Below are 15,263 nucleotides of genomic sequence, written 5' to 3'. Positions count from 1 at the left end.
GCAAGAGCCTTGATGAGGTGAAGGAGGATATCCGCAAGGAGTTGGCACTGGTCAACGCTTCGCAGGAGGTCATCAACGTCCACGATCGTATCGAGGACATGCGCGGCGCAGGATCGTCTCTTGAGGAGATTGCAAGTCAGCTGAAGCTGAAAGCCGTCGCGATCGACGCTGTCGATCCGAGCGGCCTCGACAAGGACGGCAACGAAGTCAAGGATATCCCGTCCAAGCCGCAGTTGCTCGGCGAAGCTTTCAAGACCGAAGCCGGTATTCAGGCGCTCCCGCTTTCGCTCGGGAATGACGGCTATGTCTGGTTCGACGTGCGCGAGATTACCCCGGAACGCGACCGTCCGCTTGCCGAAGTGCGGGACAAGGCCGTGCAGGATTGGACTGCCGAGCAGCAGAAGATCGAGCTCGCCAAAAAGGCCGAGGAACTGAAACAGGAAGCCCTGAAAGGCAAGTCGCTTGCCGACATCGCAACGCCGCTCGGCATTGCCGTCGAAAGCAAGAGCGGCATAACGCGCGGTACCGATGACCCCGTTCTCGGCCGCGCCGGCGTAACCGCGGCCTTCACTGGCCCGGTCGATACTGTTGCGAGCGCCGTCGGTGGCGATCCGGCAACGCAGATCCTGCTGAAGGTCACCAATGTCAACACCGAACCGACCGGCGACGTGCTGAGCAACCAGGACGCACAGGTCACAGCCATGGCCAATGCCGCCGGCGACGACATTCTCGATCAGATGGTCAACATCTTGCAAACACAATACGGTGCGTCGATCAACCAGTCGCTCGCCGACCAGGCAGCCGTTCGCTAGGAGGAGCTTTAGCGCATGACCGATCTGAAGCCGCTTCTGGCAAAGGCCGCAAGCCGTGAGCCGCTGACCCGCGAGGAGGCCCGCGAGGCCTTCGAAATCCTGATGTCGGGCCAGGCAACGCCGTCCCAGATCGGCGGTTTCCTGATGGCGCTGCGCGTCCGCGGCGAGACGGTCGATGAAATCGTCGGCGCCGCGACGACGATGCGCTCCAAGATGCTGCGCGTGGAAGCGCCTGCTGATGCGATCGACATTGTCGGTACGGGTGGAGACGCCAGCGGCACATACAATATCTCGACGCTGGCGGCACTGATCGTCGCCGGTGCCGGCGTGCCGGTCGCCAAGCATGGAAACCGGGCTCTGAGCTCGAAATCCGGATCTTCCGACAGCCTGGCTGCACTGGGCGTCAGGCTCGAAATCGGCCCGGAAGTCATCACGCGGTGCATCAAAGAGGCCGGCGTCGGCTTTATGTTTGCGCAGCAGCATCATTCGGCCATGCGCCATGTCGGCCCGTCGCGCGTCGAGCTCGGTACGCGAACGATCTTCAATCTGCTCGGGCCGCTCACCAATCCGGCAGGCGTCCGCCGCCAGCTGCTCGGCGTCTTTGCGCCGCAATGGGTGGTGCCGCTCGCCGAAGTGATGCGCGACCTCGGTTCGGAGAGTGTCTGGGTCGTCCATGGCGACGGTCTCGACGAGATCACCACCACCGGCAAGACCAGCGTCGCGGCGCTTGAAAACGGCAAGATACGTACTTTCGAGCTTTCGCCCGCGGACTTCGGCGTTTCGCCTTGTGCGCTTTCTGCGATCAAGGGTGGCGATGGCGTAGCCAATGCCGCCGCACTTCGCGAAGTTCTGAGCGGTGCGAAGAATGCCTATCGCGATATCGCCCTTGCGAATGCCGCCGCTTCCTTGGTCATCGCCGGCAAGGTGGAGACGATCGCCAGCGGCATGAAGCTCGCCGCGCAATCGCTGGATAGTGGCGCGACGGCTGCTGCGCTCGATAAGTTGATCGCCGTTTCCAACGATATCGACTAGGATCCGGCGATGACAGACATCCTGAAAAAGATCGAGACCTACAAGCGCGAGGAAATCGCCGCCGCCAAGGCGAAGATTTCGCTTGCTGACCTGAAAGCGATGCAGGCCGGACAACCGGCCCCTCGCGGCTTCCAGAAGGCGCTGGTCGCCAAGCGTGATGCCGGCCTCTTTGGGCTAATCGCCGAAATCAAAAAGGCGAGCCCTTCCAAGGGGCTCATTCGGCCTGATTTCGATCCGCCCGCACTCGCCAAGGCCTATGAAGCGGGTGGCGCCGCATGCCTGTCGGTGCTGACCGATACGCCGAGTTTCCAGGGCGCGCCCGAATTCCTGACGGCTGCGCGCCTATCCTGCACGCTTCCGGCATTGCGCAAGGATTTCATGTTCGAGACCTATCAGGTGCAGGAGGCCCGCGCCTGGGGTGCGGACTGCATTCTGCTGATCATGGCCTCGCTTTCCGATGACGATGCGGAGCGGCTGCAGGATGAGGCCTACTCGCTCGGCATGGATGTGCTGGTCGAGGTGCATAATGCCGACGAAATGGAGCGGGCGCTCAAGCTTTCCTCGCCGCTCATCGGCATCAACAACCGCAATCTGCGCACCTTCGAGGTGAGCCTCACCGTCAGCGAAGAGCTTTCGACAATGGTGCCGGACGACCGGCTGCTGGTCGGCGAAAGCGGCATCTTCACTAACGCCGATTGCAGGCGGCTCCAGGCTGTTGGCATCAACACCTTCCTTGTCGGTGAGAGCCTGATGCGGCAGGAAGACGTAACGGCTGCAACCCGCACCCTCCTCTTCGGCGACGCTGCCATGGCGGCTGAATGAACATGAGTGACGGCAAGCCAGGCCTCACCCATATCGGCGCTTCCGGCGAAGCTCACATGGTCGATGTCGGCGACAAGGCCGATACGGTTCGCGTGGCAACGGCCGAGGGCCATGTGAAAATGGCGGCGGAAACGCTGCGGCTGATCCGCGAGGGAGACGCCAAGAAAGGCGACGTGATCGGCACGGCACGGCTTGCGGGAATCATGGCAGCCAAGCAGACATCCAATCTCATTCCACTCTGCCATCCGCTGATGCTCACGAAGGTCAGCGTCGAGATCGAGGGAGACGCAGCTCTCCCCGGCCTCCGAGTCGTTGCGACCGCCAAGCTCACGGGCAAGACCGGCGTCGAGATGGAAGCGCTGACGGCCGTGTCCGTCGCCTGCCTGACGATCTACGACATGGCGAAAGCCGCCGATAAGGCGATGGAGATCGGCGGCATCAGGCTGCTCGAAAAGTCGGGCGGAAAGTCCGGTAACTTCCGCCACCCGGGGGCAGATCGATGAGCTTGCTCCCGGTCGCAGAGGCACAAGGCAGGCTGCTTGGCGGCGCCAATCCTATTGCCGATGTTGAGAGCGTTGCGCTTGCCGATGCCGAAGGACGCGTGCTTGCGGCCGATCTGGCGGCGCGGCTCACCCAGCCGCCGTTCGACGCTTCCGCCATGGACGGCTATGCGCTGCGTCGCGACGACTCACCGGAACCCGGAGCGGAACTCAAACTCATCGGCACCTCTGCCGCAGGGCACGCCTTTGAAGGCACGGTTGGCAAGGGCGAGACGGTCCGCATCTTCACCGGCGCCCCGGTGCCCTCCGGCGCTGACAGCGTCTTGCTGCAGGAGGATGCGGAGAAAATCGAAGACGGCATCCGCACGAAATTTTCCGTCCGGCGGGGCCAGCATATCCGCCCGCGCGGTCAGGATTTCGACAAGGGCGAAGCGGTTCTCACAGCCGGAACCCTCATGGATTTCACGCGGCTGACGGTAGCGGCCGCAATGAACCACGCAATGCTCGACGTATTGCGCAAGCCGGTTGTTGCAATCCTGGCCACGGGCGACGAACTGCTCGCACCGGGAACGGAGCCGGGGCCGTCGCAGATCATCGCATCGAACACGTTCGGTATTGCCGCGCTTGTGCGCAAAGCCGGCGGCGACGTTCTGGACCTCGGCATCGTGCCGGACGATACGGCCGCGATCACGGCTGCCGTCCAGCGGGCGCAAGCCGCAGGGGCGGACGTCATTGTGACGCTTGGCGGCGCCTCCGTCGGCGACCACGATCTGGTTCAGGCGACGCTCGTCGCGGCTGGCATGAAACTCGATTTCTGGAAGATCGCCATGCGGCCCGGAAAGCCCTTGATGGTTGGCAGCCTCGGACGGACGCATGTGCTCGGCCTGCCGGGCAACCCCGTATCGAGCCTCGTCTGCGGGCTGCTGTTTCTCGAGCCGCTGGTCCGCAAGCTCGCCTCGTTGCCGCCGGTGAAGCGCGATGCGGTGGTCGAAGCAGCCGTCACGCTCGCTCCCAACGACCAACGCCAGGACTATGTGCGGGCGAAGCTCATCCGGTCCTCCTCCGGCAAGTGGCTGGCGGAGCCGTTCGGCAAACAGGATTCATCGATGATGAAGGTGTTCGCGCGTGCCGATTGCCTGATCGTTCGCCCGCCGCATGCACCTGAACTTCCGGCGGGAACCCCCTGTCCGGTCATGCTGCTACGGCCCGAGCTTTTCAGCTAACCAATTTGTCTAGGCGATGAAGCGACGCGCGGCTAGTCGGACCTAGAGCGAATACACCCCGCTCATCTTTCCGGTCCCCGCATCCCCTAAGTCTGCGACGGCGTATGTTGCAACAAGACGCAACCGCTCCCGGGGCAAAGGCGCTCTGCCCGGATCCCCGATCAGGACATCGATACCGGCAGCGCGGCAGCGGGTCAGGAACGGCAGAACGCGCTTTGCGAGCTGTGCCTCGTAGAAGACGTCGCCAGCCAGGATCATGTCGCAGGTTGGAGGCAACTCATCCAGGATGTCGGCTTGCCTAGTCTCGATCGCGACGCCGTTCGCGGCGGCGTTGAGACCCGCCGCGGCGATCGCGTGGGCGTTGATGTCGACAGCAACGGTATGAGCGGCTCCTGCTTTCGCAGCTGCTATCGCGACGAGGCCCGACCCGGAGCCAAGATCAAGAATACGGCGACCGCGAATGGTGTGCGATTGCGAGAGAATATGCCGCGCAAGTGCCGTTCCGCCTGCCCAGTGATAGGCCCAGTAGGGCGTGGCGGAAGCCGCCTCGCCCGGGCTCGCCAATCGCCCAAGGCCGCTTCCCGCATGCGCGGCATAGAGCACTATCTCCGGAACTGATGGCGCCGGCTGAAGACGGAGATTCTCCCGAATGAAGGCCACCGCAGCAATGTGCTGCCGACCGTTATTGTCGGTCATAGTGTGGCCTCCCTTGCGCCCAGACATCCAGCGCTGTCAGTCGTTCTTCATGGCGACGGCCCGGCCCTCGTCAACCCTGCTTCTTCTTGCCGAACTTGCCTTTGGGTGCGAAGCCGCCCTTGCCTTCGAATTTCGGCTTTCCGGCGCCCTTGCCCCAAGGTTTGGCATCGCGTTTCTCGTTGCGCTCGCCCTTTGCCGGAGCGCCCTCGCCCTTGAAGTCCTTCTTGAATTTACCTTTCGGGCGATCGTCGTAGGACTTGGCGTCTCGGCGCTCCCCGGAACTCTTCTTGTCGCCATATGGCTTCGACGCAGCCGGGCGGCTGAAATCCGGGGTGCCACTCAGACGCGTCACCCGGATGCCGCGCTCCATGGTCTTGTTCGGTCCAATCGACTGGAGGAAAGCGTCGGCGCTGTCGGACGCGATTTCGACGTAAGTCTCTTCCGGCTGCATCTTGATCGCGCCGATCTCACGCTTCGTCAGGTTGCCGTTGCGGCACAGCATCGGTATCAGCCAACGTGGCTCGGCGTTCTGCTTGCGGCCGACGGAAATCGAAAACCAGACACTGGGCCCGAAATCGTCACGCGGGCCTTTTTGGCTCGGTTCGCGCGGCTCGAAAGCATTGTCGCGACGCACACGCTTGCGGTCGCCCTCGATCGAGACTTCGATCAGATCTTCCGGGGCGGACTGATTGGAGCGATAGAGGCGCACGAAGGCTGCCGCAAGTTTCTCCGCGCCATAGTTTTCGATGAGCTGGCTGACCAGCGCCTGATCTTCGTCCCTGCCGGCCTCGCTGAGAATAGGATCGGCGAGCAGGCGCTCATCGTCACGGCGCATCACCTCTTCGGCAGACGGCGGAAGAGCCCAGGCAGCGGAAATCCCGGCGGCATCGAGAATGCGCTCGGCCTTGCGGCGGGCATTGAGCGGCACGATCAGAGCGCTGACGCCCTTGCGCCCTGCCCGTCCGGTCCGTCCGCTTCGGTGAAGCAGCGTTTCGGGGTTGGTCGGCAGGTCGGCATGGATAACGAGATCGAGACCCGGCAGGTCGATACCACGTGCGGCGACATCGGTTGCGATGCAGACACGGGCCCGCCCGTCGCGCATGGCTTGCAGCGCGTGCGTACGTTCGTTCTGCGTGAGTTCGCCGGAGAGCGCCACGACCGAGAAATTCCGATTGTTGAATCGCGCCGTCAGATGATTGACCGCCGCGCGCGTCGAACAGAAGACGATGGCATTGGCCGCGTCATAGTAACGAAGAACGTTGATGATCGCGTTTTCGCGGTCGGCGGGCGCAACGGCAAGCGCACGGTATTCGATATCGACGTGCTGCTTTTCTTCGGTCTGCGTGGAAATGCGCACGGCATGGCGCTGATAGCTCTTGGCGAGCTTGGCGATCGCCGCAGGCACGGTCGCCGAAAACATCAGCGTGCGACGGTCGTCGGGAGCCGATTCGAGGATGAATTCGAGATCTTCACGGAAGCCGAGATCAAGCATCTCGTCGGCCTCATCGAGCACGACGGCTTTCAACGCCGACATATCGAGAGCCTTGCGACGGATGTGATCGCAGAGACGGCCAGGTGTACCGACGACAATGTGCGCGCCGCGCTCCAACGCGCGGCGTTCGCTGCGGATATCCATTCCGCCGACGCAGCTGACGATCAGCGCGCCTGTCATCTCATAGAGCCATTCGAGCTCCCGCTTCACCTGCAAGGCAAGTTCGCGGGTTGGAGCGATCACAAGCGCCAGCGGTTCGGCGGCAGGCGCAAAGCGTTCCGCGCCCTCGAGCAGCGTCGGCGCGAGCGCAAGGCCGAAGGCGACGGTCTTGCCCGAGCCGGTCTGCGCCGAAACCAGCGCGTCCGATGCGGCAAGCGCCGGATCGAGCATGGCCTGTTGAACCGGCGTCAGTTCGGCATAACCGCGCTTCGCCAACGCCTTGGCGATCGCCGGAACGACGCCGTTGAAATCTGTCATTTGTCTGTCTTTCGGAATATCGGGCGCGAAAGCGCCTGCCGGAACCTGCCGGCAGAACGGTTGGCGCGTTCCTACCCGCTCGGGCAGCAAATGTCAAAGCAGCATATCAGCCGGTGGGCCGCCACAGCCAGACCTGGATTGTCCCGGAACGGCCGCGAATACGTGTTTCCAAAGGTCCTTCGAGCGGCCCGGCGGGCGGGGGGCTGCCCTTGCTGGAGGCGGCGCCGACGAGTGTGGCGCTAAAGGCGATCTCCGCGCCACGGCTGGCGGCGACCTCCATCAGGCGGCTGGCGACATTGACGGTGTCACCGGTGGCCGTGATCTGCTGGTGATCGCCAGTACCGAGACGCGAGGCGACGACCGGGCCGCAGTGGGCCCCGATCTTGAAGCCGACCTTGCGTCCCGCTTGGATATCCGCGTGCGCAGCGAGCCACGAGCGCATGCGATCCGCGAGCGCAAGAGCGCAGGCGGCAGCGTGCGCTGCATCGTCTTCCGCCGGCTGCGGCAATCCGAACAAGATCATCGCGCCATCGCCCGTGAAACTCGTGATTGCCCCGCCATGCGCCCTCGCCTCTTGGTCCACGATCTCGAAGAAGCTACTCAGCACCTCGCGCACCGTGACTGCCCCGACCGCCTCGCTAAGGCCGGTATAGCCGGAGAGATCGATGAAGACGACCGCCGCCTCTTGCCGGACCGGTTCGGCGAGGAACGACGGATCGCGGGCAAGCCACTCGCCGAGCCCCGGCGCTTCCACGCGCTGCAGGAGCTCGCTTTGGGCGGCAAAATGCCTGGCCTGACGGCGGCCCAAAAGCAGTTGCGCCGCCCCGAAGACAAGAACGAGCGGCAGAGCGGCGGTTATCGGCAGTGCGGCGCTGAGCCAATAGCCTGCCTTGAACGCGGCGATATTGACCGCCGCCCAGGCAACAAAGACCAGAGCGATCAAAATGAAGCTGATGACACTTCGGCGCCATGCAATCAGGCTGACGAGCAAGAGCGAAAGAAGCAGCGCAACGGCCGCATCGAGCCGGCGGATGTTGTCATTGCGGATGATGCTGTCCCCCGCGATCAGATGCGTGATGGCGGTCGAAATGACCTCGACGCCAGGTAGCACCGGATCGAAGGGCGTCGGGAAAACGTCGCCGCCGCCGGTGACGGTTGCGCCGATCACGACAACGCGGTTTTCGATTGCATCCGCAGGCAATTTGCCGTCGAGCGCATCCTCAAGGCTGAATGTCGGGATCGTGCCGCGTGGGCCATAGAATGTGAGCGGCAGGCGCTGACCGGTATCCGTCGGTATGTGCCTATCGGCAAAGGAGATGGCGCCCGGCTGGAAGGCGGGATCGCGGTCAAGCGCCAGCGACGCCGCCCGCAGCGGGAATGACGGGTCGATACGCCCGCCGCTGCGTGAGATCAGCGGAATGAAGCGTGGAACGCCGGTCTCGTCCGTTGCAACATTGACGACGCCGGTAGCTGCAACGTCGGAGAAGCGCTTGAGCGGCAGGAGCAGGCTCTCGGCGACGGGAATGGCGGACAGCGGATCGTTCGCGTCGCTTGTCACCGTCTGGGTACTTTCCGGAAAAACGGCTGCAGCCGCAATGACGGATGGGACCAGCCGGAGCGCCGATGCAAGTGCTGCATCGCCCGCCTCGATGCCGGATTGAACAAAGAGCAGATCGAGCGCAATCGTCTTCGGCCTTAACGCCGCAACTGCAGCGACGGCTTGTGCGAGCGTTGCCCGCTGGAGAGGGTATGTGTGCAATGCGGCGGTGCGGTCGTCGATGGCGAGGATCGTGACTGCCGGTGGCGGGGCCTTGCTGCCGACCAGCATGCTTCGAAGATCCGTCAGCGAGGCTTCCATCCGATCAAGGAAGCCGGCCCGGCCTGTCATATGCAGCGAGCCCAGAAAGCCGGCCCAGAGCGCGGACAGAAGAAGGGCTGCGGTGATCAGAAATCTCTGGTTCGGCATGCGTGTCTATTGCCCGAGGCGGGCAAGAAGGGCGGCAACGCGGGCGGCAGGCCAGCGGCGCACGACAAGGGGGGCGGTGCCGCTGGTAACATCGACGCCCTCTCCGGGATTGAGCACGACAGGTTCACCCCCTGCGGGACGGCGCACGGTCACGGCACCGCGTACGACCAGCACGGAGGTCTGTCGGGCCGCGACGTCGACCGCCCATTGCGTGCCGCGCACTGCAGCGATCGCCTGCGGCGTAACGACCTGAAAACCGCCGGAATGCCGGGCGTCGTCGACATCGACCAGAATCGCCTTGCCGCGTAGCGAGACCACATCGGGATTGCCATCGCGATTGCGGTCGGTCAGCCTGTAAGCAGCATCCGCCTCAGCCGTGATCGTGACCCCGTTGGGGCAGCGCAGGATCTCACGGCCGTCGGACGCATTCGTGAGTCGGCAGCCGCCGGTCGGCGCCTGGGCCAAGGCTTCGGCAGACAGAAGCGCTGCTGCGAGTACGGCAGCGAAAGAGCAGCCAAGGAAAGCTGAGATTACCCTCATGACACGCCCCTTTGCGCAAACGCCATCAGGCGGCACGGTGGTCTCCATGCTACCTGACACTCGTCCCCAGCACGATCATCATAGAGCAAAAGCGGATTTTCGTAAGTGGCCGGTCGCTATTACCCACCAGAGGTTTCAATGGCGGGACCGGTGTAGCGCGCTCTGGGCCGGATAAGATGCCCGCCCTCGGCTTGTTCCACTGCATGGGCGAGCCAGCCGCAGCAGCGCGCCAGCGCGAAGATGATAAGGGGCGCATGTCGTGGAAGATCGAAGCGAACGGCCATCGCCGTGAGCGCAAAATCGATATTGATTCGCTCGCCGATTATCGCCTCGCCGACGGTCTGGATTTCCAGAAAGATCTCTGGTGGCGTGACATGTGCAAGCAATGCTTCGGCGCGGATGTCGCCGTCCGGATAGAGCGGATGACCGAAGGCTGGCAGCCGGTTGCCTTGCCCTAGCGCGCGGCGGATCGCCTCCGTGGCGCCAGTGCTTCTCGCCGCGTCAGCGAGCGTAGCCACAGCCTCCCAGGCTGCGCCGTGCAGAGGGCCGGTAAGCGTTGCAAGTCCGGAAAGCACCGATGCGGAAAGTGTTGCGCCAGCGGAAGCTGTGACTCGAGCCGAAAACGTCGACGCGTTGAGCTCGTGATCGGCAAGCAGCACCAAGGCACGGCGGATGGCGTCTCCGGCGTTGGGGCGGCTCCAGCTCTCGGCCAGACGCTGGTGAAGCGGGATATGCGATGGACCCGGCGCGAGCGCGGAGCCGACCGTCGTCATGACATCCTGCGCCTCCGAAACCAGAGCCGAAATCGAGCGCCCGAGGCTCGGCAGGTCCTGCGGCACCCGCGCGGCAAGAGCCAACAGGGCTATGGCGAGGGACGGTCCCGTGGCGCCTTCGCCACCGGCCGCAACGGCAATCGGCGTATGGATGCCCCAAAGCAATCCGGCCGCTTCTTCAAGCGTTGCATGTTCGGAAAGCTTGGCGGCATCTATCCCGCGATAGTACAGGCGTCCGTTGGCGACCGTCGAGATTGACGACGGCAGGACGGGATCGCCCCATTGGATAGCCTCTGCAGCGACCGCCTCGACTTTACGGCGGCCAGCGTTGCGCTTTGCAAGCCGTGCCACGTCCCCGGTGTGATAGAGGCTGCGGCGCGGATCGGATGGATCGGGCTTTGCGCGAATGCGCCCGCGGCTGACATTGGCATAAAGCGTCTGCGGCTTGGTGCCGAGTCGGTTCAACGCCTCCTTTGAAGTCAGCCAAGGCATCGGACGTCTCACATTGATCAATTGCATCAAGATTGACGTCAATTAGCCTAGGACTGATCTTCTTCTCCGTAAAGGAGAAATGCCATGAAGAACGGATTGGAAGATGTCATTGCAGCCGAGACCCTGCTCTCGGACGTCGACGGCGCAGCCGGACGGTTGATCATTCGCGGTGTATCGCTCGACGACCTGGTAGCCGGCGGTACCTATGAAAGCGTCGCCGCGCTGCTGCTTGACGGATTGATCGAACTCGACGCAGGAGAGTTGAGAACCCGGCTTGGAACGGCGCGTGGCGAGGTCTTCGAACACCTCGCAGCTGCGGATGCTAGCCTCCTCGCATTGCCACCGGTCGATGCGATGCGAGCCATGATGGCGCGCCTACCGGACGGCGACGATCTTCAAACCGCACTCAGACTGCTGGCAGCCCCTGCCGTGTTTCTGCCTGCCGTTCTGCGGATGCAGCGGAAGGAAGCGCCCGTTCGTCCGGATACGTCTCTCTCGCAAGCCGCCGACATCCTGCGGATGATGAACGGCACACTTCCGAGTGCCGAGCAGACGGCCGCTCTGGACGCCTATCTGGTGACGATTTCCGATCATGGGTTGAACGCCTCGACCTTCGCCTCGCGAGTCATCGCCTCGACTGGAGCCGGCCTCACGTCGTCCGTCCTTGCGGCGATCAGTGCGCTCAAGGGGCCGCTGCATGGCGGCGCGCCGGGCCCGGTTCTCGACATGCTGGATGCGATCGACACTGAAAGCCGGGCGAAGATGTGGCTGTCAGCTGCTCTTGACCGCGGCGAGAGGCTGATGGGATTTGGCCACCGCATCTATCGCGTGCGCGACCCGCGCGCTGACGCCCTGAAGAGCGCATTGAAGCCGCTGGTCGCGAGCGGCCAGGTCGACCGGAAGCGGATCGCGCTGGCTGAGGCCGTCGAACAGGCAGCTCTCGCCATCCTGAAGGAACGCAAACCGGATCGCCCGCTGGACGTCAACGTCGAATTCTATACAGCACTGCTTCTCGATTCCCTCGGCTTCCCGCGCGAAGCCTTCACTGGCGTCTTTGCCATCGGCAGGACCATAGGCTGGATCGCCCATGCGCGCGAACAGGCGCTCACGGGCCGGTTGATCAGGCCGAAGTCGGTTTACGTCGGGCCCTTGCCGCAGGCTGCATAACGAAGCAATCCTCTCACCCGCAATCTCTTGCTGGTGAGGGGATCGAAAACCTCAAACGAGGCGGCTCTGTTCGGTCGCGGCTTCGATGAAGCTTGCAAAGAGCGGATGCGGATCGAGCGGCCGGGACTTCAGTTCCGGGTGGTACTGCACGCCGATGAACCAGGGATGATCGGCGTACTCGATCGTCTCCGGCAATACGCCGTCCGGAGACATCCCCGAGAACGTCAGCCCGCAGTTCTCGAGCCGGTCCTTATAGTCGATGTTGACCTCGTAGCGGTGCCGATGGCGCTCCGAAATATCGGTCGAGCCGTAGATTTCGGAAATCTTCGTACCCTTCTTGAGCGATGCCTTGTAGGCACCGAGGCGCATGGTGCCGCCGAGGTCGCCCGCTGCCGTTCGCTTCTGCAGCTCGTTACCCTTGATCCATTCTGTCATCAATCCGACGACCGGTTCCTTGGTCGGGCCGAACTCGGTGGAAGACGCGTTCTCGACGTTGGCAAGATTGCGTGCCGCCTCGATGACCGCCATCTGCATGCCGAAGCAGATGCCGAAATACGGCACCTTGCGCTCACGCGCGAAGCGGGCTGCCAGGATCTTGCCTTCCGAACCGCGCTCGCCGAAGCCGCCGGGTACGAGAATGCCGTGCACCTTTTCGAGATACGGTGCAGGGTCTTCCTTTTCGAAGACTTCCGACTCGATCCATTCGAGGTTGACCTTGACGCGGTTGGCGATGCCGCCGTGATGCAGCGCTTCGATCAGCGACTTGTAGGCGTCCTTGAGACCCGTGTACTTGCCGACGATCGCGATGGTGACTTCACCCTCGGGCGTGCGGATGCGGTTGCACACCTCCTCCCACTGGTCGAGCCTCGGCTTGGGAGCCGGCTCGATGCCGAACGCGGCGAGCACTTCGCTGTCGAGGCCCTCTTTGTGGTAGGCCATCGGCACGTCATAGATGTTGGCGACGTCGAGCGCCTGGATGACGGCGGACGGGCGCACGTTGCAGAAGAGCGAGAGCTTGCGCCGCTCGGCTTCCGGAATTTCACGATCGGCGCGGACGAGAAGAATGTCCGGGTGAATACCGAGCGCCTGCAGTTCCTTGACCGAGTGCTGCGTCGGCTTGGTCTTCAGCTCGCCGGCGGCCGGAATGTAAGGCATCAGCGTCAGGTGGAGGTAGATCGCCGTCCCGCGAGGCAGATCGTTGCCGAGCTGACGGATCGCCTCGATGAAAGGCATGGCCTCGATGTCGCCGACCGTACCGCCGATTTCGCAGATGACGAAATCGTAGTCGTCATTGCCCTCGGTGACGAAATCCTTGATCTCGTTGGTGACGTGCGGAATGACCTGCACGGTTGCCCCGAGATAGTCGCCGCGGCGTTCCTTGTCGATGATGTTCTTGTAGATGCGGCCGGTGGTGATGTTGTCGGTCTTGGTCGCCGAACGCCCGGTGAAGCGCTCATAGTGTCCGAGATCAAGATCGGTTTCCGCGCCATCGTCGGTGACGAAGACTTCGCCGTGCTGGGTCGGGCTCATGGTGCCCGGGTCCACGTTCAGATAGGGGTCGAGTTTGCGAAGCCGGACCCGATAACCACGGGCCTGCAACAACGCTCCGAGAGCCGCAGCCGCAATTCCTTTTCCGAGGGAAGAAACCACGCCGCCAGTGATGAATACGTATCGCGCCATGGGAGTCACCGGATACCTTTTCAAAAACGATTCCACCAGCCCAAAAATTCTTTTCCAGAATTTTTGGTGCCAGTTTGGAATCTGAACAAAAGAAAACCGGCAGACCCGAGGGCCTGCCGGCGGTTTATTTCGTGGACCGGCTTACTGCCCGGTCGGAACGCCGCTCGGCTGAGCCGGAGCAGCGGGCGTTGCAGGCGCAGCGGGGGCCGTCTGCATCGCCGGAGCGTTGGCCGCAGGAGCCGTTGCTGCTGGCGCCGCCGGTGCCGGAGCAGCAGCGCCGCCGTTCGGAATGCCGGTGCTAGCGGGCTGATTTGCCGGCTGCTGCGTGCCGCCGCCGAGAGAATCGAGAATGCCGTTGCCCTGCCCGCTCGTTGCCGGAATGCGGTTCAGGATGTCGGTCGGGTTGCCCTGGTAGCGCGTCAGGATACCAAGGCCGAGCGACGTCAGGAAGAACAGCGCCGCCAGAATCGCGGTCGTGCGGGTCAGCGCATTGGCCGTACCGCGCGCCGACATGAATCCCGAACCGCCGCCGATACCGAGACCGCCGCCTTCCGAGCGCTGGATGAGCACGACGCCGACGAGCGCCAGCACGATCATGAGGTGGATGACAATCAATACTGTCTGCATGGGTCCAGTCCTGCCCGCTTCGGCGAGCATCGAATAAAAATCTGGCGCTCTTTACATGAGCTGATCGGCTATTCCAAGCCCTTCGGCCAGGAATATGCTAAGCTTATTTATGCGAGGAGCGTTTCATATGCGCCGTAGATGGCGAGGAAATCGGATGCTTTCAAGCTCGCTCCGCCAATCAACGCGCCGTCGACATTGGCGATGCCCATCAGTTCCCTGGCATTGCCGGGCTTCACCGAGCCGCCATAGAGAATGCGGATCTTCCGGCCCTCGGCGCCGAAGCGGCCTGTGAGCTCCGACCGCATGAAGGCATGCGCCTTTTCGACGTCATCTACCGTCGGCGTGACACCGGTGCCGATCGCCCAGACCGGCTCGTAGGCAATGACCGTGTTTTCGGCTGTGGCACTGTCCGGAACGGAGGCGGAGAGTTGGCGCTTGAGGATGTCGAGCGTCTGCCCTGCCTTGCGCTCGTCTGCTGTCTCACCGATGCAGATGATCGCGGTCAGATCGGCAGCAAAGGCGGCTTCCGCCTTGGCGCGGACGAGATGGTCGGTTTCTGCATGGTCGGTCCGGCGCTCGGAGTGGCCGACAATCACATAGGTTCCAAAGCAATCGGCAATCATTTCGGCGGATATATCGCCCGTATGTGCGCCTGCCGGGTTCTGGTGGCAATCCTGCGCCCCAATCGCAAGCGGGCTGTCCGTGCAGAGCGCGGTCGCGACATACAGCAGTGTCGCGGGCGGGCAAATCAGCGCCTCCACCCGCTTGGCAAGCGGCCTGTTAACGCCTTCCGCAATAGCCTTTATCTGATCGAGAGAGGCGCGTGTGCCGTTCATTTTCCAGTTTCCCGCCACAAGCGGGCGCACATCAGGTGTCATACCGGCCTTCCAAGCTTTTCCTCATGGGTGCGCCTTAGCAAAACTGCAGCCGAAAGGAAAGCGATCTCCGGTTCACGCTAGGTAAA

13 protein-coding genes and 1 pseudogene are annotated in these 15,263 nt (G+C 63.1%); 6 read left to right on the top strand and 8 right to left on the bottom strand.

Features of this window, described 5'->3' with window-relative positions; genetic code table 11:
- From ACPYOJ_RS15865 to ACPYOJ_RS15845, 5 genes and pseudogenes are all read left to right on the top strand, one after another.
- Positions 1–812: pseudogene (locus ACPYOJ_RS15865) on the top strand (peptidylprolyl isomerase); the annotation flags it as partial.
- A 15-nt stretch (positions 813–827) separates the two neighbouring features.
- Positions 828–1,844, top strand: a complete 1,017-nt coding sequence (gene trpD / locus ACPYOJ_RS15860) for an anthranilate phosphoribosyltransferase (protein ID WP_481417112.1) — start codon at positions 828–830, stop codon at positions 1,842–1,844.
- A gap of 9 nt (positions 1,845–1,853) precedes the next feature.
- Positions 1,854–2,666, top strand: coding sequence for an indole-3-glycerol phosphate synthase TrpC (gene trpC, locus ACPYOJ_RS15855; protein ID WP_168831252.1), 813 nt, complete (start codon positions 1,854–1,856; stop codon positions 2,664–2,666).
- Between the two features lie 2 nt (positions 2,667–2,668).
- Entirely contained in the window at positions 2,669–3,169 is a 501-nt protein-coding gene (gene moaC, locus ACPYOJ_RS15850; RefSeq protein WP_481417118.1) for a cyclic pyranopterin monophosphate synthase MoaC, read from the top strand.
- Entirely contained in the window at positions 3,166–4,389 is a 1,224-nt protein-coding gene (locus ACPYOJ_RS15845; protein ID WP_481417111.1) for a molybdopterin molybdotransferase MoeA, read from the top strand. The genes moaC and ACPYOJ_RS15845 overlap by 4 nt, the downstream gene beginning before the upstream one ends.
- A gap of 42 nt (positions 4,390–4,431) precedes the next feature.
- Here the strand turns inward: ACPYOJ_RS15845 and ACPYOJ_RS15840 are convergent, their stop codons facing one another.
- From ACPYOJ_RS15840 to ACPYOJ_RS15820, 5 genes are all read right to left on the bottom strand, one after another.
- Positions 4,432–5,085, bottom strand: coding sequence for a class I SAM-dependent methyltransferase (locus ACPYOJ_RS15840; RefSeq protein WP_481417110.1), 654 nt, complete (start codon positions 5,083–5,085; stop codon positions 4,432–4,434).
- 70 nt (positions 5,086–5,155) lie between these two features.
- Positions 5,156–7,054 (bottom strand): DEAD/DEAH box helicase, encoded by a 1,899-nt coding sequence (locus tag ACPYOJ_RS15835; RefSeq protein ID WP_481417109.1) that lies wholly within the window; start codon positions 7,052–7,054, stop codon positions 5,156–5,158.
- A 106-nt stretch (positions 7,055–7,160) separates the two neighbouring features.
- Positions 7,161–9,020 (bottom strand): CHASE2 domain-containing protein, encoded by a 1,860-nt coding sequence (locus tag ACPYOJ_RS15830; protein ID WP_481417108.1) that lies wholly within the window; start codon positions 9,018–9,020, stop codon positions 7,161–7,163.
- 6 nt (positions 9,021–9,026) lie between these two features.
- On the bottom strand, positions 9,027–9,560 hold the full coding sequence (locus ACPYOJ_RS15825; RefSeq protein ID WP_481417107.1) for a FecR domain-containing protein: 534 nt from the start codon (positions 9,558–9,560) through the stop codon (positions 9,027–9,029).
- A 119-nt stretch (positions 9,561–9,679) separates the two neighbouring features.
- Positions 9,680–10,825, bottom strand: coding sequence for a citrate synthase (locus tag ACPYOJ_RS15820; RefSeq protein ID WP_481417106.1), 1,146 nt, complete (start codon positions 10,823–10,825; stop codon positions 9,680–9,682).
- Positions 10,826–10,909: 84 nt separating this feature from the next.
- Between ACPYOJ_RS15820 and ACPYOJ_RS15815 the strand changes: the two genes are divergently transcribed.
- A complete protein-coding gene (locus tag ACPYOJ_RS15815; protein WP_481417105.1) occupies positions 10,910–11,992 on the top strand; it encodes a citrate synthase/methylcitrate synthase in 1,083 nt (360 codons plus the stop codon).
- A gap of 51 nt (positions 11,993–12,043) precedes the next feature.
- On the opposite strand, the gene ACPYOJ_RS15810 is transcribed toward ACPYOJ_RS15815, so the two are convergent.
- The 3 genes from ACPYOJ_RS15810 to tpiA form a co-directional block, all read right to left on the bottom strand.
- A complete protein-coding gene (locus ACPYOJ_RS15810) occupies positions 12,044–13,672 on the bottom strand; it encodes a CTP synthase (protein ID WP_481417104.1) in 1,629 nt (542 codons plus the stop codon).
- 141 nt (positions 13,673–13,813) lie between these two features.
- The gene (gene secG, locus ACPYOJ_RS15805) at positions 13,814–14,299 is read right to left on the bottom strand and encodes a preprotein translocase subunit SecG (protein WP_481417103.1); all 486 of its coding nucleotides are present in this window, start codon (positions 14,297–14,299) and stop codon (positions 13,814–13,816) included.
- A gap of 107 nt (positions 14,300–14,406) precedes the next feature.
- Positions 14,407–15,177 (bottom strand): triose-phosphate isomerase, encoded by a 771-nt coding sequence (gene tpiA, locus ACPYOJ_RS15800; RefSeq protein WP_481417102.1) that lies wholly within the window; start codon positions 15,175–15,177, stop codon positions 14,407–14,409.
- Positions 15,178–15,263: the final 86 nt, after the last annotated feature.

Source organism: Rhizobium sp. SVR5-9E (assembly GCF_056755095.1).
This window is presented reverse-complemented; position numbering and strand designations above follow the sequence as displayed.